This is a genomic window from Bacillus sp. EB106-02-03-XG38 (assembly GCF_058792175.1).
In genome coordinates this window covers 19,745-37,309 of the sequence record NZ_JBYTED010000001.1, presented here as the reverse complement: position 1 = coordinate 37,309, position 17,565 = coordinate 19,745, and the positions used below count along the sequence as shown (strand labels likewise).

Below are 17,565 nucleotides of genomic sequence, written 5' to 3'. Positions count from 1 at the left end.
AGCGTATCATAAAATGATACGCTACCTTTCTTTATTAAATAATGCCAAGTACATTTAAGAATACGATAATAATCGCAATTGGTGCGATAAAACGAAGTAAGAACAACCATAACACGAACAGTTTATAGCCCTTATTTTTACTTACACCAAGCTCTTTCATTAATACATCTTTCTTCATTTTTAACGGAACGAAGATAGAAACTAATAAAACACCAAGTGGCATTAGTACGTTACTAACTGCATAATCCGCTAAATCAAAGACTGTCTTTCCGAAAATTTTCAGATCACTTAATAAACCGAATGATAACGCTGATGGTACTCCAACAACGAAGATTAATAACCCTACGATTAAAGCCATTTTTTCACGTTTCCCTTTACCTTTTGCAGTTAAAGATGCAACGCTAATTTCTAACATCGAAATTGCTGATGTAATAGTAGCAAAGAAGAATAGTAATAAGAAAACGATGAAGAATAATTTTCCGAATGCCATTTTACTGAAAATAGCTGGCAGTACGATAAATAATAGTCCAGGTCCTTGAGATGGTTCCATTCCAAATGCGAACACAACTGGGAAAATTGCAAGTCCTGCAAGTAATGTAATCACTAATGTTAAAGCAACGATAGAAAATGCTGAACGCGGTAAACTTTCTTCTTTCGGTAAGTAAGAACTATACGTTACCATAACGGCTACCCCGACAGATAATGAGAAGAACGATTGTCCCATTGCATATAAAATGATTTCTGATGTTACGTTTGAGAAGTCAGGTTGTAAGAAGAAACGAACTCCTTCTCCAGCACCATCTAACGTAAGTGCACGAACGATTAAAACAAAGAATAAAACGAATAATGCTGGCATGAAATATTTATTTACTTTTTCAACACCATTTTGTACACCTTTACTTACGATGAAAATAGTAATAAGGATGAATAATAGCTGCGAGCCAACTGCTAAATACGGATTGGAAATGATTTCACCAAACGTAGCTTCATATGCCCCATTTCCTTCCCATAGTCTACCTGTAATTGCATTCCATAAGTATAATAAAATCCATCCTCCTACAACACTGTAGAAAGAAAGTAATATGAAACATGTTACAATCCCTAATTTCCCTAACCACGGCCATAATGTTTTTGGTGCGATTTCTCTATACGCATCAACGGCCTCTTTTTGTGTACTTCTTCCGATAACGAATTCAGCTAATAATAGCGGTAAACCAATTAATAATGTGAAACCGATGAAAATAAGGAAGAACGCGCCACCCCCTCCAATTCCGGCCATGTATGGGAACTTCCAAATTGCCCCTAGACCAATCGCTGAACCTGCTGCAGCTAATACGAAACCTAATTTTGATGTCCATTGCTGTGAATTCATCTGTTAATCTCCTCTCTTTATCTTTTTCTGTTTTACAATCCGGTATTTATATTGTTCTATCCACACTCTCTTCTAATACGTTCACTTCCTCCCTACTAATAAAAAAACGCCCCTACGTAAATACGTAGGGACGACAAAAATATCGCGGTACCACCCTAGTTATGAAGATACAACAAAGTTAGAACCGAAATAAAAAACGTCCCTACGCAAATACGTAGGGACGATAAAATATCGCGGTACCACCCTAGTTATGAAGCCACAACAAAGTAAGACCTAAATAAAAAACGTCCCTACGTAAATACGTAGGGACGATAAATATCGCGGTACCACCCTAGTTGTGAAACAATCTTCACCACTTTATTTGATAACGGTATAAACTACCGTCTTTCATTTCCTCAAAATATGAGATTTATGAAAGATGCTCCAGGACGAACTTCATGAATAATCTATATACTGATTCACACCAACCATCAGCTCTCTGTAATAGGGAGATATTCACTACTATACCCTTTCATTGCCCAAATATTATTTTCCGAATTGATTACTATCATTTTTATCACACATTAAAAATAGTGTCAACTTATATTTTGAATTTTTACGTATTACATTCTATTTGAAAATGTAAAATATGACTTTTAAGTGAATAATATTAGAATATTTATGTTCCATACTATATTAACTACTCTAACAGGTTTATAGTAATATACGATAAACGTAAGACAGCACGAGTAGGAGGAAAGAATTTTGTCTACTTCAAAAGTTTTAAAAGGAACTGCTTTATTAAGCGGTGCGACAATGATTTCGCGTATATTAGGTTTTATATATTTCTTCCCCTTTCAACTATTAGTCGGAACACAAGGGGTCGCTTTATATGGATATGCATACTCTTGGTACGGTATTTTATTAAGCTTTTCAACTGCGGGCATTCCGATTGCCGTTTCCAAATTTGTTGCAAAACATAATGCGCTTGGTGATTATAGTACAAGCAAAAAATTATACAACTCTAGCGTAAAATTAATGTTGTTTATGGGCTTTTTAGGTTTTTTAATTTTATTTATTGGAGCACCATACATATCACAATTTATTATTCGCTCAAAAACGCCAGATCCACAATTTATCGCTGACGTAACACTTACGATGCGAGCATTAAGTTTCGCACTTATTATCGTACCAGCTATGAGTGTTACACGCGGTTATTTCCAAGGTTTTCAACATATGAAACCAAGTGCTGTTTCTCAAGTCGTAGAACAAATTGCGCGCGTTCTTTTCATTTTAGTTGGTAGCTTTATTGTCTCAAAACTATTAGGGGGTTCAGTTGCCTCTTCTGTTGCGGTTGCCACGTTTGGTGCTGTTATCGGGGCACTTGCCAGCGTTTCGATATTAATGTTGTACTGGAAAAAATATAATAGATTAAAGCCTCCTGAAGGAGAATTAAGGTCAAGAGCATCGAATATCCCATTAAAAAATATTTATATGGAATTACTTCGATATGCAATCCCAATTGTATTTGTCGGTATTGCAATTCCGCTCTACACGTTAGTAGATCAATATACTGTAGCTGATGTCCTTAGAGCGATGGGAGAGCCGTTAGAAACAGCAAATGCAGTGTTCGCTTATATAACGAACTATGCCCAAAAGTTAATTATGATTCCAGCTTCACTTGCAACTGGATTCTCATTAACGATTATTCCGGCTATAACGAAATCTTATACAAGCGGGAAATTAGAAGAATTACAAGAACAAATTGCAAAGATATTTCAAGTCTTATTATTCTTCACTATCCCAGCTGCATTCGGTCTTGCTAGTATCGCTTATGATGCATTCCGTATGGTTTATGTAAATCATGAAATTGCACTTGGTGGATCACAATATTTAATTTCATTTGCACCTTCTGCTATATTAAGTGCAATTTTCACAGTTTCAGCAGCTATTTTACAAGGAATTGATTATCAAAGAAAAACGATGATTGCTTTTTCAGTCGGGATTCTCGTTAAAGTTTTAGTAAATACACCGCTCTTACATTTATTTGGCGGGCACGGTGCTGTACTCGGAACAATTCTTGGATACATGGTTTCCAATGTTATTATGTTGTACTGCATCGTTAAGTTTGCGAAATTTAAAATTGGTGAAACAGCGAAAACAGTACTTCTTATTACAATTTACTCCGCAGCAATGTCTGCTGTTGTAATAGCATTAAAAGCAATTTTAAAATGGTTAATTCCTGGACAATCTTATATGGAATCACTTCTCATTGTTATTATATGCGGCACTATAGGAGGGATTGTTTACCTCTTATTCGTCCTAACGAGCGGACTTGCTTCACATATTCTCGGTGATAAGATTCAACGATTACCCGTACTAGGTAAATTAATTAAATAAAAAGAAGGGATGTAACCCATTGTTACATCCCTTCTTTTTCACTTCGCATATTGAATATGTTTTTGTTGTTCAGCAATATGTAATTCTGGAGCATGTTGTTCTACTAAATGGAATAGCTCTTTAATTAACACTTCTAACTCCTGTACACTATACTCCGGTTTCCCTATTAACATATTCGCCATACGCTCATATAAGTTATCAGGCTTAATACTCATTCGTTCCACATTATTCGGCATCCATTTAAATGCAGGGTGATGCACATACATTCGGTTTAGACCAAATAAGACCCCAAATATATTTCTTTGCACTTCACAAATAACATCATATAGCATGAGCCAGTCTTTTCGTTTTAAAAGCGCCTCTCGATTATGCCAACGATTGCTTAACCAAAGATTTTCTGAAATCATCTGTTCCGCTAAATCTTCTGGATATGATACCACCCTATCTTTTAATTCATGTACTTTCTCTTCGCCATACAAACTAACACCATCACGAACGGATGATACGATACATTGTTTTTCATAATTTATATCACATTGATCCACCACATCCGAAATCACTTTCTCTACTGTTTCTGTTAAAAAGTTACTAATTTCTAATTTAATTCCCTCTTTTGTCAAATATGTTTCCGACCATTCTTCTTCCTCGTAAGGATGATATGACAAAATTGTTCCACCAATATAGTTAATAGGCCCTTTACGATCCTCATCCTCTGGTGGCATTGACCATAAAATATGTAATTCTATATCTGAATGTTCATCTTCTAACTTTCTAGCTACTGAGCCTGCTAAAATAATAGCTTCGACCTTCGGATTTCTCCTATAAATCTCCGACATTTCTATTGCTTTCTCTTTTAATCCCACTTCATTTCCCCCTATAATTGCAGTACACAATTACCTTCTCATTTATCTATTTCGATATTATGCACTGCATTCCCTTTTCAATGCTCCACTAAATCATATTTCTACCCAATAACGCTGAATAATTTCCCCAGTGTGAGAAGAAACCACTTCATTTTCTAACACTCCGCCAACCTTTTGAATCGTTTTAGCCGAAGCAATATTAGCTTTATCGCAAGTTATTAACACTTTCTGCAACCCTAACTTTTGTGCTTCATCTAATGCGAGTTTCAATTGTTTTGTCGCGTAACCTTGGCGACGTTTATTCGGATGGATACTGTATCCAATATGACCACTTTCCCGCAATAATTCTTGGTTTAATCGTTTTCTAATATTCACAAAACCTATAAGTTCCCCTTGTTCAACACTTAAAAATTGACTAGAAGGTACTCGATTACCTTGTAAGTTTTCTCCCAGTTCCTGTTTACTCACTTTTTCAAACCATTCATCAAGTGAATCAAAATTTTGTAAAGAACTACTACCATGTGGTTGTTCATCTGCATGTAAAAATGCCTCTCGATACTCCATAATTTGTTCGCTATATTCATTTGTCGGTTTTAATAGTTTCATTGCGTTTCTCCTCTCTTAATAACCTATAACAAACCCCTTAATAGCGCCATTTCACCATTAAGGGGTTTCTATCATTTTTATTCAAATAATCCCATACTCAAATAACGCTCACCTGTATCAGGTGCAATACATAAAACCTTTTTACCAGCGCCTAATCGTTTTGCTATCATAATCGCTGCGTAAACAGAAGCTCCAGAAGATGGTCCAACTAATAACCCCTCTTGTCTTGCTAAGTTTCTCATTGTCGTTAAAGCCTCTTCGTCTGCAATTTGAATAATTTCGTTATACACTTCTGTATTTAAGTTTTTCGGGATAAATCCTGGACTTGTTCCTACTAATTTATGAGGACCTGGAACACCACCTGATAAAACGGGGGATCCTTTCGGTTCTACTACTGCAATATATAAGTTTGGTAGTTTCTCTTTTAACGTTTCCCCAGTCCCTGTAATCGTCCCACCAGTTCCAGCTGTTGCTACAAATGCATCAAGCTCACCATCCATTTGTTCATAAATTTCAAGGGCCGTCGTATAACGATGAATATTTGGGTTAGCTGGATTTTCAAATTGTTGCGGAATAAAACTATTTGGCATTTGCTTTTGCAGTTCTAACGCCTTCGCAATTGCTCCTGGCATTCTTTGTTCTGCCGGTGTTAAAACTACTTCTGCGCCGTATGCTTTCAATAAATTTATACGCTCTTTTGACATATTGTCTGGCATAATTAAAATCGCTTTATATCCTTTCGCAGCTGCATTCATTGCTAAACCTATTCCTGTATTACCACTTGTTGGCTCAATAATTGTATCTCCTGGTTTGATAAGACCATTCTCTTCTGCAACGTGCAGTAAATTATAGGCAGCACGGTCTTTCACACTGCGTGACGGATTAAACATTTCTAGTTTCACATACACATCTGCGGCGTCTTCTGGAATAAATTTAGATAATCGGACGACAGGTGTATCTCCTATTAATTCTGTAACATTTTCACATAATTTCATAGTGCATCCCCTATTCTATCGTTTTCTTATCACTTGGTAATAACCACGAAGTAAGTCCAATTAATGGTAGACAACTACATAGTAACATAATGAATTGTAGACTATATATGTCAGCCAATTTCCCAAGGACTACAGAACCTAAAGCGCCGAGTCCAAACGCAAGCCCTACAATTAATCCAGATACCATTCCTACTTTTCCAGGAACAAGCTCTTGCGCATAAACAACAATTACACTAAAACTACTTGAACTAATAAAACCGATACATAAAAATAGCGGTACGACCCACACGAGCGAAACGTGAGGTAATAAAAGAGCAAGTGGGGCTGAACCTAGCATTGAAAATACAATAATTGTTTTCTTTCCAAATCGATCTGCTAACGGTCCACCAAAGAAAGTTCCTAATACACCGGCAATCATAAATGCGAATACAAAATACTGGGCATTTTTTATAGATAAACCGTAATGTTCAATCAAATAAAATTGATAAAAATTCCCGATACCAGCACCGTACCAAGAACGTACAAAAGTAAGAAAAACAAGAAGTATAATAACAAATTTAATATGTGTACTTACTATGGCATTTTCCGCTTCAAGCGCAGCCCTCTTTTTTCTTCTTACAGCACCAGTAGCTAATTCATTCCTATACCAATTTGATACGAAAATTAATAATACAATTCCTACCGCTGCAAATGCGGTAAAACCTAAAGAGCCAATTTGGCCGAGCGGAACGAAAATTAACGCTGTAAAAATAGGAGCTAGCGAATTCCCTGTATTTCCTCCCACTTGATAAATCGCTTGCGCTAAACCTCTTTTTGCCCCTGCCGCCATATAAGCAACTCGGGCACCTTCTGGATGAAAGACTGCTGAACCTAATCCGATAAATAAAACAGAAATAATAACAATAATAAAGTTCGGTGCAAACGCCAGTCCAATCATCCCAAGCATACTCGAAAACATACCGAGCGGTAATAGAAATGGTGACGGCTTCTTATCCGAATACATACCAAAGACCGGCTGCATAATCGATGACGTCATATTTAATGCAAACGCAATCCATCCTACTTGCATATAGGATAAATTCATCGTTTTTTCCAAAATAGGAAACAATGCCGGCACAACTGCTTGCATCGAGTCATTTAAAAAATGACCGAAGCTAATCGCAAATAGTATTCGATATATCGTCGGTGTTTCCATTGTATTTTTTTTCGAAACTGCCTGCATATATGAATCTCTCCTTCCTGTACAAAATATATATTTATTACAGTAGGTGTAATAAATTCTGATTTTTGAAACATTTCTATTCTATACTGATTTCATTTCTTTTTCCAGAAATATCACTTCTTACATAATATATTTTTTCTATACGTTTTATCGGATTTATTTATAGAAATTTTCTATATTTTCTTTTATACTAGGACAGAGATAAAGGGAAGGATGACAACTATGAAGAAAAAAACTAAAGGAATCGTTGCACTCTCAATCACATTATCTATGTTTTTAACAGCATGTGGTCAAAAACAAGAGGCAACAACTACCGGGGAAAAGAAAAAAGAATCTTCAAAACAAGTATTAAATATTGTAGAAGCTGGGGAAATTTCTACACTTGATTCGTCTATCGCAACCGATGGGTTTTCTTACGCTGCATTAAACAACGTAATGGAAGGATTATATATGCCTGGTCCTGACAATAAACCCGTTCCTGCAGCAGCTGAATCCTACAAACTGAGCGAAGACGGAAAAACATATACGTTTACATTGCACGATTCAAAATGGTCAAATGGTGATCCAGTGACTGCCCATGATTTTGAATATGCATGGAAACGGGCCGTAAATCCAGAAACTGCTTCTGAATACGCACATATTATGTTCGATATTAAAAACGCTGAAAAAATAAATAAAAAAGAATTACCAATTGACTCATTTGGTGTAAAAGCAATTGACGATAAAACGTTAGAAGTACAGTTAGAACACCCTGTTCCATACTTTTTAGGTTTAATGGGATTTGCAACATTTTATCCTCAAAACCAAAAGGTTGTAGAAGCGCAAGGAAAAAATTACGGACTTGAAGCTGCAAATGTGGTTTATAACGGGCCGTTCCAATTAAGTGAATGGAAACATGATACAAGTTATAAAATGACAAAAAATCCGAACTACTGGGATAATAAAAATGTAAAGTTAAATGAAATTAATGTAAATATTGTAAAAGATACTTCCACAGCCGTTAATTTATTTGAAAGCAAACAAGTAGACCGAATTACGATTAATTCAGAGTTTGTTGATAAATATCAAAAAGATCCGAGCTTAAAAAAGATGGAACGTCCTTCTATGACATTTTTCCGATTTAGCCAAAAGAATCCTTTATTAGCAAACAAAAACGCTCGAAAAGCTATTTCGCTTGCTTTTGATAAACAAGGAATCGCAACAACAATTTTAAATAATGGTTCTATACCTGCGAATGCATTCGTTCCGAAAGGATTTGTAAAAGGACCTGATAATAGAGATTTTCGCAGTACGAGTAGTGTAAAAGTAGAAACAAATGTGAAAGAAGCTAAAACACTATGGGAAACTGCGAAAAAAGAAACAAATTTACAAAACGCTTCTCTTTCAATCATAACAACTGATGAATCTAACGATAAGAAGATTAGTGAATTTTTAAAAGGTGAACTGGAGAAAAATTTACCAGGATTAAAAATTACATTACAGCCCCTTCCAGTAAAAGCATTTTTAGACCGTGAAGGAAATGGTGACTATGACATCTCACTTTCTACATGGGGACCGGATTATCCTGATCCTACAACATTCTTAAATATGTTTGTCACTGACGGACCGTTTAATAAGATGAGTTATTCAAACAAAAAATACGACGAATTAATTGAGAAAACAAGCTCTACTTTAGCAACTGATTTACCAGCACGTTGGAAAGCGTTCCAAGATGCAGAGAAAATCTTACTCGAAGATGATGCAGCTATCGCTCCAATCTTCCAATCAGGACTTGTATATTTAGAACGACCAACAGTCAAAGGTGTTGTTATTCGTCCATTCGCAGGAATTTATTCTTATAAATGGGCCTCTATTACAGAATAAGAAAAAGGCGATCCTAACATATATTAGGATCGCCTTTTTTATTATATCGCAAAACGCTTATACTTTTCGTAATCACTCGTCTTACATTCTACTTCTAGTTTCGTACCTTCGTTTTCATAACTCGTAGATAAAACGTGCGCATGATTATTGAAATAAGAAACTACCTGTCCTTGATCATACGGAATTAACATTTCGCACTTCGTATACTCTTTATAGATGTGTGCGCGAATCATTTCGACAAGCTCTTCTATTCCAATATGTTTCTTCGCTGATAAATAAACTCGTTCTTCTTGTACTTTCGGAATTTCAACATCTACCATATCTGATTTATTATAAGCATAAATGGTTGGAATATTTTCTACTCCAATTTTCTTTAACGTTTCATTTGTAATATCAATTAACTGTTCATAATTTGGATTTGCGTAATCTACAACGTGAATAAGTAAGTCCGCTTCCGCTACTTCTTCTAACGTTGAACGGAACGCTTTCACAAGGTGATGCGGTAATTTGCTTACAAATCCAACTGTATCTGTTAATAAAAATGATTTGTTATCTGGCAGATCAATATTTCGTACAGATGTTTCTAACGTCGCGAATAACATATCTTTTTCAAATACTTGTTTCTCTTCTGTACCATTATAAATTTCCAGCATCGCATTCATCGTCGTTGATTTTCCGGCGTTCGTATAGCCTACTAACGCTACAACTGGTACTTCATTTTTCTTACGCTGCTTTCGTTGCGTTTGACGCTGGGCAACAAGTGCTTCTAGGTCTTTATTTAAAACTGAAATCTGTTCTTCAATTTTACGACGATCTAACTCTAATTTCTTCTCACCGACACCTTTATTTTTCGTACCAACTCCGCCGCTCTGTCTTCCTAACGATTCACGAAGCCCGATTAAACGAGGCATCATATACTGAAGATGCGCTACCTCAACTTGCAACTGCGCTTCTTTCGTTTTCGCACGTTGCGCAAAAATATCTAAAATTAATATAGTACGGTCAATTACTTTGCAATCTAAATCCGCTTCTAAATTTCGAATTTGAGAAGGCGATAATTCGTCATTAAAGATTACCATATTCGCATCTACTTCATTTACATAGGCTGCTACTTCTTCAATCTTTCCTTTTCCGATATAATGGGACGGATTTACTCGTTGTAAATTTTGCGTCACTTGCCCAATTACCTCTACATCACAAGCTTCTGCAAGATTTGTTAACTCTTCCATCGAATACGCAAAGTCATCTTCATTACCTAAATTTACTCCAACTAAAACTGCTCTTTGTAATAATTCTTCCATATATTTATTCCTCCATTTCGATTACGTAAAATAAAAAACACAGGTTACTGCCTGTGTTTTCGTAAACGGATAAGGGTTCACCAAAGAAATAGAAGAAAGTTATACTTTCATCCTATCTCATAGTCAAAAAGTCCCAAGATCATATACGTATCCACAATAAGTGTTCACCTATACGATCCCATTCTATTTATAAAGGCAAAACAAAAAGAGGGCGTATTCGTCCCTCCCTCTTTTTCACATATAAGCTTAGTAAAGGGTTCCTTTAAAATAGGCAGACCAATCCCGTTCACTCTGCACACAGACAGAGCCTTTGAGCGCTATTCAATTATTGGCACAAAGTATTGAGACGTAATCTGATTAAGATCAAAGGAAGCCCCTCCGTTCATTTTAAGTTACATAAAGTGTAGCATAAGTAATTGGCTTTCACAAGATTAAACCACCTATAGAAACAGAAAGAAAATCCTTATATATTTACTTTAATCGTCATTTTTTGCGCGTTCTTCTTACAATAATAATCGCAAGAGCTACTATCAATAACAGACCTATAGAAAGGGTAACAACTTGCCACCAACTGAAACCGCTCACCATGTCATTTTTTAAATTGACTTTCTTCGTCGGAACAGATTCTTTTGCAATTTGACTTAAAGCCACTTTGTCCGCCCCTGCCTCATCTAATCTCTTCGTTCCACTGCACATAGATGTCTCTAACTTTCCTTCTCCTCTATTAAAAGCAAAGACTAAATACTCTCCTTCCTCCCCAAAAGGAAATGTACAGCTACTAAAACTTGTATATATAATAATTTGCGAAGAGCTTGTCCCTTTCCAAATTCTCTTCACTTCAAATAATATTTCCATTTTCCCGTCCTTCTTTTGAACTTCTAATACCTTACCTTCAAACACTACATCTGTTTTTTGTAACCTCTCTTCCGGTGATGCTTTCATACACTCACAAGCGTAAGACTTCTCTGGAAAAATAAAATAAGTAAAGCTACAAATTAAAACTAAAGACAATACATATGCGATTCTTTTCAAGAATCTCAAACCCCTTTACTATCAATTTTAGAAGCTTTCCGTATATTATTTGGACATCACTCCTCAAATCCTTTTTCGTTTCATTAAAATATATTGATTTTAATAAACAAAAAACTTTATTGACATTTTTATAGTCTGATATTAGTATCAGATTATAAAAATAAGTTAGGAGATGCTCCTATGCATTCTAAATCCCGTATTACTGCAATTGGTACTTATGTTCCAAATCAAATATTATCTAATAACGATTTAGAGAAAATGATTGATACGAATGATGAATGGATTGTACAAAGAACAGGAATGAAGGAAAGACGAATCGCGAGCGAAGACGAATACTCCTCACACTTAGCCATTAAAGCAATTGAAAATTTATGTACAACTTTTAAAAAGAACTTAGAAGATATAGACTGTATCATCGTCGCTACAACAACCGCTGACTATATTTTTCCGAGTGTCGCGTGTCAAATACAACAACACTTCAACATACCTCATACAATAGCATTTGATTTAAATGCAACTTGCGCTGGTTTCACATATGGCCTGCACGTCGGTAATAGCTTAATAACTTCTGGATCACACGAAAAAGTACTTGTCGTAGCAACAGAGACATTATCTAAAGTTACTGATTACAGCGATAGAACGACTTGTATTTTATTTGGCGATGGTGCTGGAGCTATTTTATTAGAAAGAGATGAAAACAAACCGAGCTTTATTGCTGCTCATATGGGAACAAATGGGCACGGTGGCATTCATCTATACCGAACAAACTTATCTACTACTATGAATGGTACACCACTGCAAACAAATGAAAAAATCGTTCAAAATGGGAGAGAAGTATATAAATGGGCAACTCGCATAGTACCAGCAGGCATAAAAGAACTATTACATACCGCAAATATGAAAATAAATGATATAGACTGGTTTATTCCTCATAGTGCTAATTTAAGAATGATTGAATCTATTTGTGAAAAATCTCAAATTCCAACACAAAAAACATTAACGAGCGTGGAATATATGGGGAATACATCTTCCGTCTCTATTCCACTCGCTCTAGATTTAGCAAGAAAAAAAGAAAAATTAAATAACGGAGACACACTTTTACTATACGGATTTGGCGGTGGTCTTACGCATTTAGGCCTTATTGTGGAGTGGGATTTAAACTAACATTTTTTTATACAACTAACTACAAAAAAGCTGCATTCAAAGATTGGTTACCTCCCTTTGAACGCAGCTTCTTTTATCTTAATTTTATTTACCTGTCCGAGCCCATATCACAATTGGAATAAGCATGAAAGCTAAAACTCCTCCAGCTAATGACAATGCCGCATAACTTGAATTCGCTACTACCATACCTGACATGGCTCCGCCTGAAGCTCCAGCTAGCGCAATAAATACATCTATTTTCCCTTGTGTTTTTGCACGTGTGGAAGGTATAGTTGCATCAACAATTTGAGCAGTACCACTTATTAAACCGAGGTTCCATCCTAATCCAAGTAAAGACAAAGCAACGATTAATAGTATTAAAGAGTCGCTCGGCGCTAACGCAGCTATGACACCTGCTGCCAGTAAAATTACTCCACCAGCTATACTCATCGTAGTTCTTCCAATTTTATCAATTAGCATTCCCGTAACGAGAGATGGAAGATACATTGCACCAACATGAAAACCAATCACAAGCCCTACTTCACTTAATTCATGACCGTGGTGTCCCATATGAACGGGTGTCATCGTCATAATTGCAACCATCACGACTTGTGTAAGTATCATTACGATGGCTCCAACAGTAATACCTCGTTTGTTTTCTGTCGCTTCTTCTGTTACTGCTTGCCCTTTATATGTATGTTCTTGTTTATATGTTTCTATTATATTTGCAATAAGTAACGGATCTGGACGAAGCATAACAAAAAGGACAAGACCTGCCAGTATAAATGCAGCTGCTGATAATATGAATGGACCAGCAAGTTCAGGAATTCCAATTGAATGAGCAAACCTTCCCATTACTCCTACTAAATTCGGACCTGCGACTGCACCAAAAGTCGTCATTACCATAGTAATACTAATAGCAGTTGCTCTTTGCTTCTTATTCGCTAAATCTGTTCCAGCATAACGCGCTTGTAAATTCGTAGCTGTGCCCGCGCCATATATAAGTAAAGAAACTAGTAAAAGAATAATACTATTTGTTAAAGCTGCCACTACAACTCCAATAGCCCCTAGTCCACCTACTATAAAACCTCCTGCAAGCCCTATGCGGCGACCATGTTTTTGCGATAACTTCCCAACAAAGAAAGCTGCTACCGCAGATCCCATTGTAAACATAGCTGCCGGTAATCCTGCAAATGCATCTGTCCCAAGCATTTGCTGCGCAAGAAGTGCACCTACTGTAATCCCAGCAGCTAGCCCTGCTCCGCCGAACATTTGTGAAATACTTACGATTAGTAATGTTCTTTTGTATAATTTTTGTTGTTCTTCTTCTGTATATATATGATTACTTATTGAAGCATCTGCTGTATCTATCATTTTCTCACCCTTTCTATAAAACTAATACCTCTTGTTAATGTACTATAGAACAACAAAATCCCCAAATTTAAAATACTAAAATTTATTTATACATGTAAAGAACCCCACGGTTTATGTTTTCCCATTACCGAGGGGTTCCCAAACTTACAGGGTAACTCTACTTTATATTTCATATGTAAACTCTGTACTATTTTACAACTGCATCTTCATTAGTTACAAAACCCTCTGTCTTTCCCTCTTTTATTTCATAATAATACGAAGGTAATTCTATATTATGTTCTAAGAGATAATCCTCAATTAATGAAATAATCACTTTCAACGTTTTCAATCGAGCATATAATTTATCGTTACTCGCGATAATTTGCCATTTCGCATTTGGCTTATTTGTTTTTTCAAACATGTCTTCCATTGCTTCAACATACTCATCCCATTTTTCACGGTTGCGCCAATCTTCGTCTGTAATTTTCCATTTTTTCAAAGGGTTGTTCTCTCTATCTTTAAACCTCTTTAATTGTTCATCTTTACTAATATGATAGAAGAACTTTCCGACTATATAATGATCATCTGTTAATAGTTTTTCAAAATCATTAATCTCATCATATGCTCTCGTCCACTCTTCCTTTGTAGCAAAACCTTCAACACGCTCAACTAACACACGACCGTACCATGAGCGATCAAAAATAGTAATTTGCCCGTACTGAGGTAATTTCCACCAGAAACGTTGCAAGTAATGGTACCGTTTTTCATGAGGTGCTGGTGCTCCAATTGGATTTACTTGGAACCCACGTGGATCAAGGTGTTCTGTCACTCGCTTAATCGCTCCACCTTTTCCAGCCGCATCCCAGCCTTCCATAACAAGCATCACTGCGATTTTTTCTTCTTTTACTATTTGCTGCAACGCTAATAAGCGCCTTTGATATTTTTCAAGTTTCTTATTGTACTTAGATTTCGATTCAATTCTTTTCGTTACATCTACTTTAGCAAGATATCCATGTTCCATAAAACAAATCCTCCTTGTTGTATGACAATGTTATTTCAACATATTATTGAAAAAAATTCTCATTAGAAAAAACTGTATAGAAAAATCTCTACACAGCTTTCATAAAGAATACAGCAGTTAATATCACCATAATACTGCACCTATAATATAAGATGTGTTCAACGGAATATTAAAACAAATTTTTGCATTTAAAATGTAAATTACATTCATTAGTGCCATAAACATCCCCTTACATTATATGGTATATACTCACATAAAGAGAAGATAATAATAAATAAATCTGTTACAGAATGGGAGCTCTCTAAAAATGAAACGAAAAATATTTTCTCTCTTTGCACTAATCTGTTTAGCACTACCAATACAAGCTAGTGCATACACATTTCAATCACTACCAATTGCATCAAAGTCTAAACAGTGGTATATCAAAATTGATAATTTTCATAATGCAAACAAGCAAGCAGTGCAGCCAAAACAAGGTGTATACGATACATATAGTTTACTCGTAAAAAACATCGGTAATGATGTATCAAACGTAGCTGTGGAAATACTTGATAACACTCCTACCTCTAAAGCTACTTTTCATTCTACCGCTTTAAATAACAACGTTTCAAAAAGTGATACAAGCTTTGATTACATCGTATTCCCATTAGACTTTAACAGCCATAATTTCAAAGTCGTCATAACTTGGGAAGAAAAGAACTTCTCTTACAACGGCCATCCAGTAAATGAAAGTAAAAAAATGAAACAAACATTTGTATTTAATGAAGAGTAAGCCCTAATTTGATTAGGGCTTACTCTTTTTTTACAAAACCAGATTGAATTGCTTCTGCCACTTCTTTTGTAATTTCCAGTTCTGTTGCTTTCATACTAATTTTCATATGCCAAATATGTACGGAGGGCTTTTCATTATAAAGATGCTTTATTAATACGAGTTTGTTATATGCTAGCCTATTTTCTCTATGGGTAGCGATATAGACTGTGAAATGTTTTGCTTCAAATACCTTTTCTCCCAAAATGTATTTACATCCCAACTCATGTACTAGTAAATCATGTAGGTTTTCTATATTCATATACCATATCCCCTTTTAACCTACATAATTAATCGAACCGCCTAATGCTTGGTACAGCCAACGCTATTCCAATCGTTACAAGTACTAAAATAGCTAGTGTTATAATCGTTATCTCGCCACCTATGACAGTAGCTAACCATCCTACAACCACATAACCTAGTGGCAATAAAGCAAATGAACCTAACATATCAAGGCTTGCCACCCTTCCAAATGCTTCTTCTGGCACAAGCTCTTGTAAACTCGTTTCCCAAATGAGTCCAAATATCATCATACCGAAACCTTCAATTGCCATTAATGCAATTAAAGCAGGTGCCCAAGCAATAAACGGCATTATTAAAAGCGCACAACCACTGATTAAAACACCACCATAGGCAAGTAATCCCCGCTTATGCCACCTTTCTCTCCCGCCAAATATTAGCGCGGCAATTACAGCTCCAACACCAGAAGATGCCATTCCTAATCCATACACGTATGCTTCAAAATGATGATGAACATTAAATAACCATGGAATTAATACAACGATAATTCCTGCATAACAAATATTGATAAAAGAAAAGACTAAAATTGTAATCCATAGCCACGGATGACTTTTTAAAACGAAAACACCTTCCATAAACTCGTGTTTGTAATCGACCTTTCTTCTTTCAATATGGTTTACTTTTTTAAACTTTATTTCTCTTAAAAATACTAAACATAAAAATGATAGCAAATATGTTACTGCATCCAGTCCAAATCCTATTCCGGCAGATGCAACTGAAACAATCAATCCTCCAAGAGCCGGTCCAATTAGTCGTATACCTTGATTACTCATTTGCGTTAATGCATTAGCTGCATTTCGAATTTCCGGTACAAATACTTTCGCTCTTACAGCCGCATATGCCGGCTGAAATATCCCTTCCATAAGCCCATATAATGCTACGAGTACATATAGAAGCGGAATTGTTAATACGTCCATAAATATAAGTGTTGCAAGTAATAGCATTAATACGCAGCGAATTATATCTGTAAATAACATTACTTTCACTCGATCCATTCGATCTACGACTAATCCAGCAAACGGTAACGCAAGAATATTAGGAAGCATGTACATCGCCATAGTCATTCCCATTACAATTGTTGAGCCAGTCAATGAATACACAACGACGGGCAAAATAACCATCGTTATCGAACTACCTAAAGTCGAAAATAATTGCCCAATCCACAAAAATTTAAAATGTGGTGATACTTTAACTGGCAATAACAATTTACCGACATAACTTACATGTTTCTCTGTTTGTATTTCTCCTTGCATACTTCTCTCCTCTTTTCAAATTAAGTTAACACTAAATATAAAACAGAAAATTCA

Annotated in this window: 15 protein-coding genes, 1 pseudogene and 1 other annotated feature; of the genes and pseudogenes, 4 read left to right on the top strand and 12 right to left on the bottom strand. The window is 35.8% G+C overall.

Annotated elements, in window-relative coordinates:
• Positions 1-34: 34 nt before the first annotated feature.
• On the bottom strand, positions 35-1,372 hold the full coding sequence (locus tag AC3WTI_RS00160) for a sodium-dependent transporter (RefSeq protein ID WP_087955598.1): 1,338 nt from the start codon (positions 1,370-1,372) through the stop codon (positions 35-37).
• 301 nt (positions 1,373-1,673) lie between these two features.
• Positions 1,674-1,896, bottom strand: a binding site (T-box leader).
• A 220-nt stretch (positions 1,897-2,116) separates the two neighbouring features.
• Between AC3WTI_RS00160 and AC3WTI_RS00155 the strand changes: the two genes are divergently transcribed.
• Positions 2,117-3,751: a putative polysaccharide biosynthesis protein gene (locus tag AC3WTI_RS00155; protein WP_087955596.1), complete on the top strand. Its 1,635-nt coding sequence runs from the start codon at positions 2,117-2,119 to the stop codon at positions 3,749-3,751.
• A 38-nt stretch (positions 3,752-3,789) separates the two neighbouring features.
• Here the strand turns inward: AC3WTI_RS00155 and AC3WTI_RS00150 are convergent, their stop codons facing one another.
• The 4 genes from AC3WTI_RS00150 to AC3WTI_RS00135 all read right to left on the bottom strand — a co-directional run bounded on the left by AC3WTI_RS00150 (position 3,790) and on the right by AC3WTI_RS00135 (position 7,437).
• A complete protein-coding gene (locus tag AC3WTI_RS00150) occupies positions 3,790-4,614 on the bottom strand; it encodes a DUF4037 domain-containing protein (RefSeq protein ID WP_087955594.1) in 825 nt (274 codons plus the stop codon).
• Positions 4,615-4,707: 93 nt separating this feature from the next.
• Positions 4,708-5,220 (bottom strand): GNAT family N-acetyltransferase, encoded by a 513-nt coding sequence (locus AC3WTI_RS00145; RefSeq protein WP_087955592.1) that lies wholly within the window; start codon positions 5,218-5,220, stop codon positions 4,708-4,710.
• A 77-nt stretch (positions 5,221-5,297) separates the two neighbouring features.
• Complete coding sequence (gene cysK / locus AC3WTI_RS00140; RefSeq protein WP_087955590.1) at positions 5,298-6,215, bottom strand: cysteine synthase A; 918 nt, start codon at positions 6,213-6,215, stop codon at positions 5,298-5,300.
• Positions 6,216-6,225: 10 nt separating this feature from the next.
• Positions 6,226-7,437 carry an MFS transporter gene (locus AC3WTI_RS00135; protein ID WP_001149401.1) on the bottom strand — a complete coding sequence of 404 codons (1,212 nt, stop codon included), beginning with the start codon at positions 7,435-7,437 and terminating at the stop codon, positions 6,226-6,228.
• A gap of 222 nt (positions 7,438-7,659) precedes the next feature.
• Between AC3WTI_RS00135 and AC3WTI_RS00130 the strand changes: the two genes are divergently transcribed.
• A complete protein-coding gene (locus AC3WTI_RS00130; protein ID WP_087955588.1) occupies positions 7,660-9,300 on the top strand; it encodes a peptide ABC transporter substrate-binding protein in 1,641 nt (546 codons plus the stop codon).
• 41 nt (positions 9,301-9,341) lie between these two features.
• Here the strand turns inward: AC3WTI_RS00130 and hflX are convergent, their stop codons facing one another.
• Together hflX and AC3WTI_RS00120 are read right to left on the bottom strand one after the other, a co-directional pair.
• Positions 9,342-10,601 carry a GTPase HflX gene (hflX, locus tag AC3WTI_RS00125; RefSeq protein WP_087955586.1) on the bottom strand — a complete coding sequence of 420 codons (1,260 nt, stop codon included), beginning with the start codon at positions 10,599-10,601 and terminating at the stop codon, positions 9,342-9,344.
• Between the two features lie 483 nt (positions 10,602-11,084).
• A complete protein-coding gene (locus AC3WTI_RS00120) occupies positions 11,085-11,633 on the bottom strand; it encodes a cobalamin biosynthesis protein CbiN (RefSeq protein WP_142286563.1) in 549 nt (182 codons plus the stop codon).
• Between the two features lie 180 nt (positions 11,634-11,813).
• On the opposite strand from AC3WTI_RS00120, the gene AC3WTI_RS00115 reads away from it, so the two are divergent.
• Positions 11,814-12,797, top strand: coding sequence for a ketoacyl-ACP synthase III (locus tag AC3WTI_RS00115; protein WP_000555766.1), 984 nt, complete (start codon positions 11,814-11,816; stop codon positions 12,795-12,797).
• An 84-nt stretch (positions 12,798-12,881) separates the two neighbouring features.
• Here AC3WTI_RS00115 and AC3WTI_RS00110 read toward each other — a convergent pair whose 3' ends face one another.
• The 3 genes and pseudogenes from AC3WTI_RS00110 to AC3WTI_RS00100 all read right to left on the bottom strand — a co-directional run.
• Entirely contained in the window at positions 12,882-14,150 is a 1,269-nt protein-coding gene (locus tag AC3WTI_RS00110; protein ID WP_097842093.1) for an MFS transporter, read from the bottom strand.
• A 187-nt stretch (positions 14,151-14,337) separates the two neighbouring features.
• On the bottom strand, positions 14,338-15,150 hold the full coding sequence (locus AC3WTI_RS00105; RefSeq protein WP_087955580.1) for a polyphosphate kinase 2 family protein: 813 nt from the start codon (positions 15,148-15,150) through the stop codon (positions 14,338-14,340).
• 88 nt (positions 15,151-15,238) lie between these two features.
• A pseudogene (locus AC3WTI_RS00100) lies at positions 15,239-15,375 on the bottom strand (carbon starvation CstA family protein); the annotation flags it as partial.
• Positions 15,376-15,457: 82 nt separating this feature from the next.
• On the opposite strand from AC3WTI_RS00100, the gene AC3WTI_RS00095 reads away from it, so the two are divergent.
• Complete coding sequence (locus AC3WTI_RS00095) at positions 15,458-15,922, top strand: YozF family protein (protein ID WP_087955579.1); 465 nt, start codon at positions 15,458-15,460, stop codon at positions 15,920-15,922.
• A 19-nt stretch (positions 15,923-15,941) separates the two neighbouring features.
• Here the strand turns inward: AC3WTI_RS00095 and AC3WTI_RS00090 are convergent, their stop codons facing one another.
• Positions 15,942-16,220: a hypothetical protein gene (locus AC3WTI_RS00090; RefSeq protein WP_087955578.1), complete on the bottom strand. Its 279-nt coding sequence runs from the start codon at positions 16,218-16,220 to the stop codon at positions 15,942-15,944.
• Positions 16,221-16,248: 28 nt separating this feature from the next.
• Entirely contained in the window at positions 16,249-17,511 is a 1,263-nt protein-coding gene (locus AC3WTI_RS00085; RefSeq protein ID WP_087955577.1) for an MFS transporter, read from the bottom strand.
• Between the last annotated feature and the right edge of the window lie 54 nt (positions 17,512-17,565).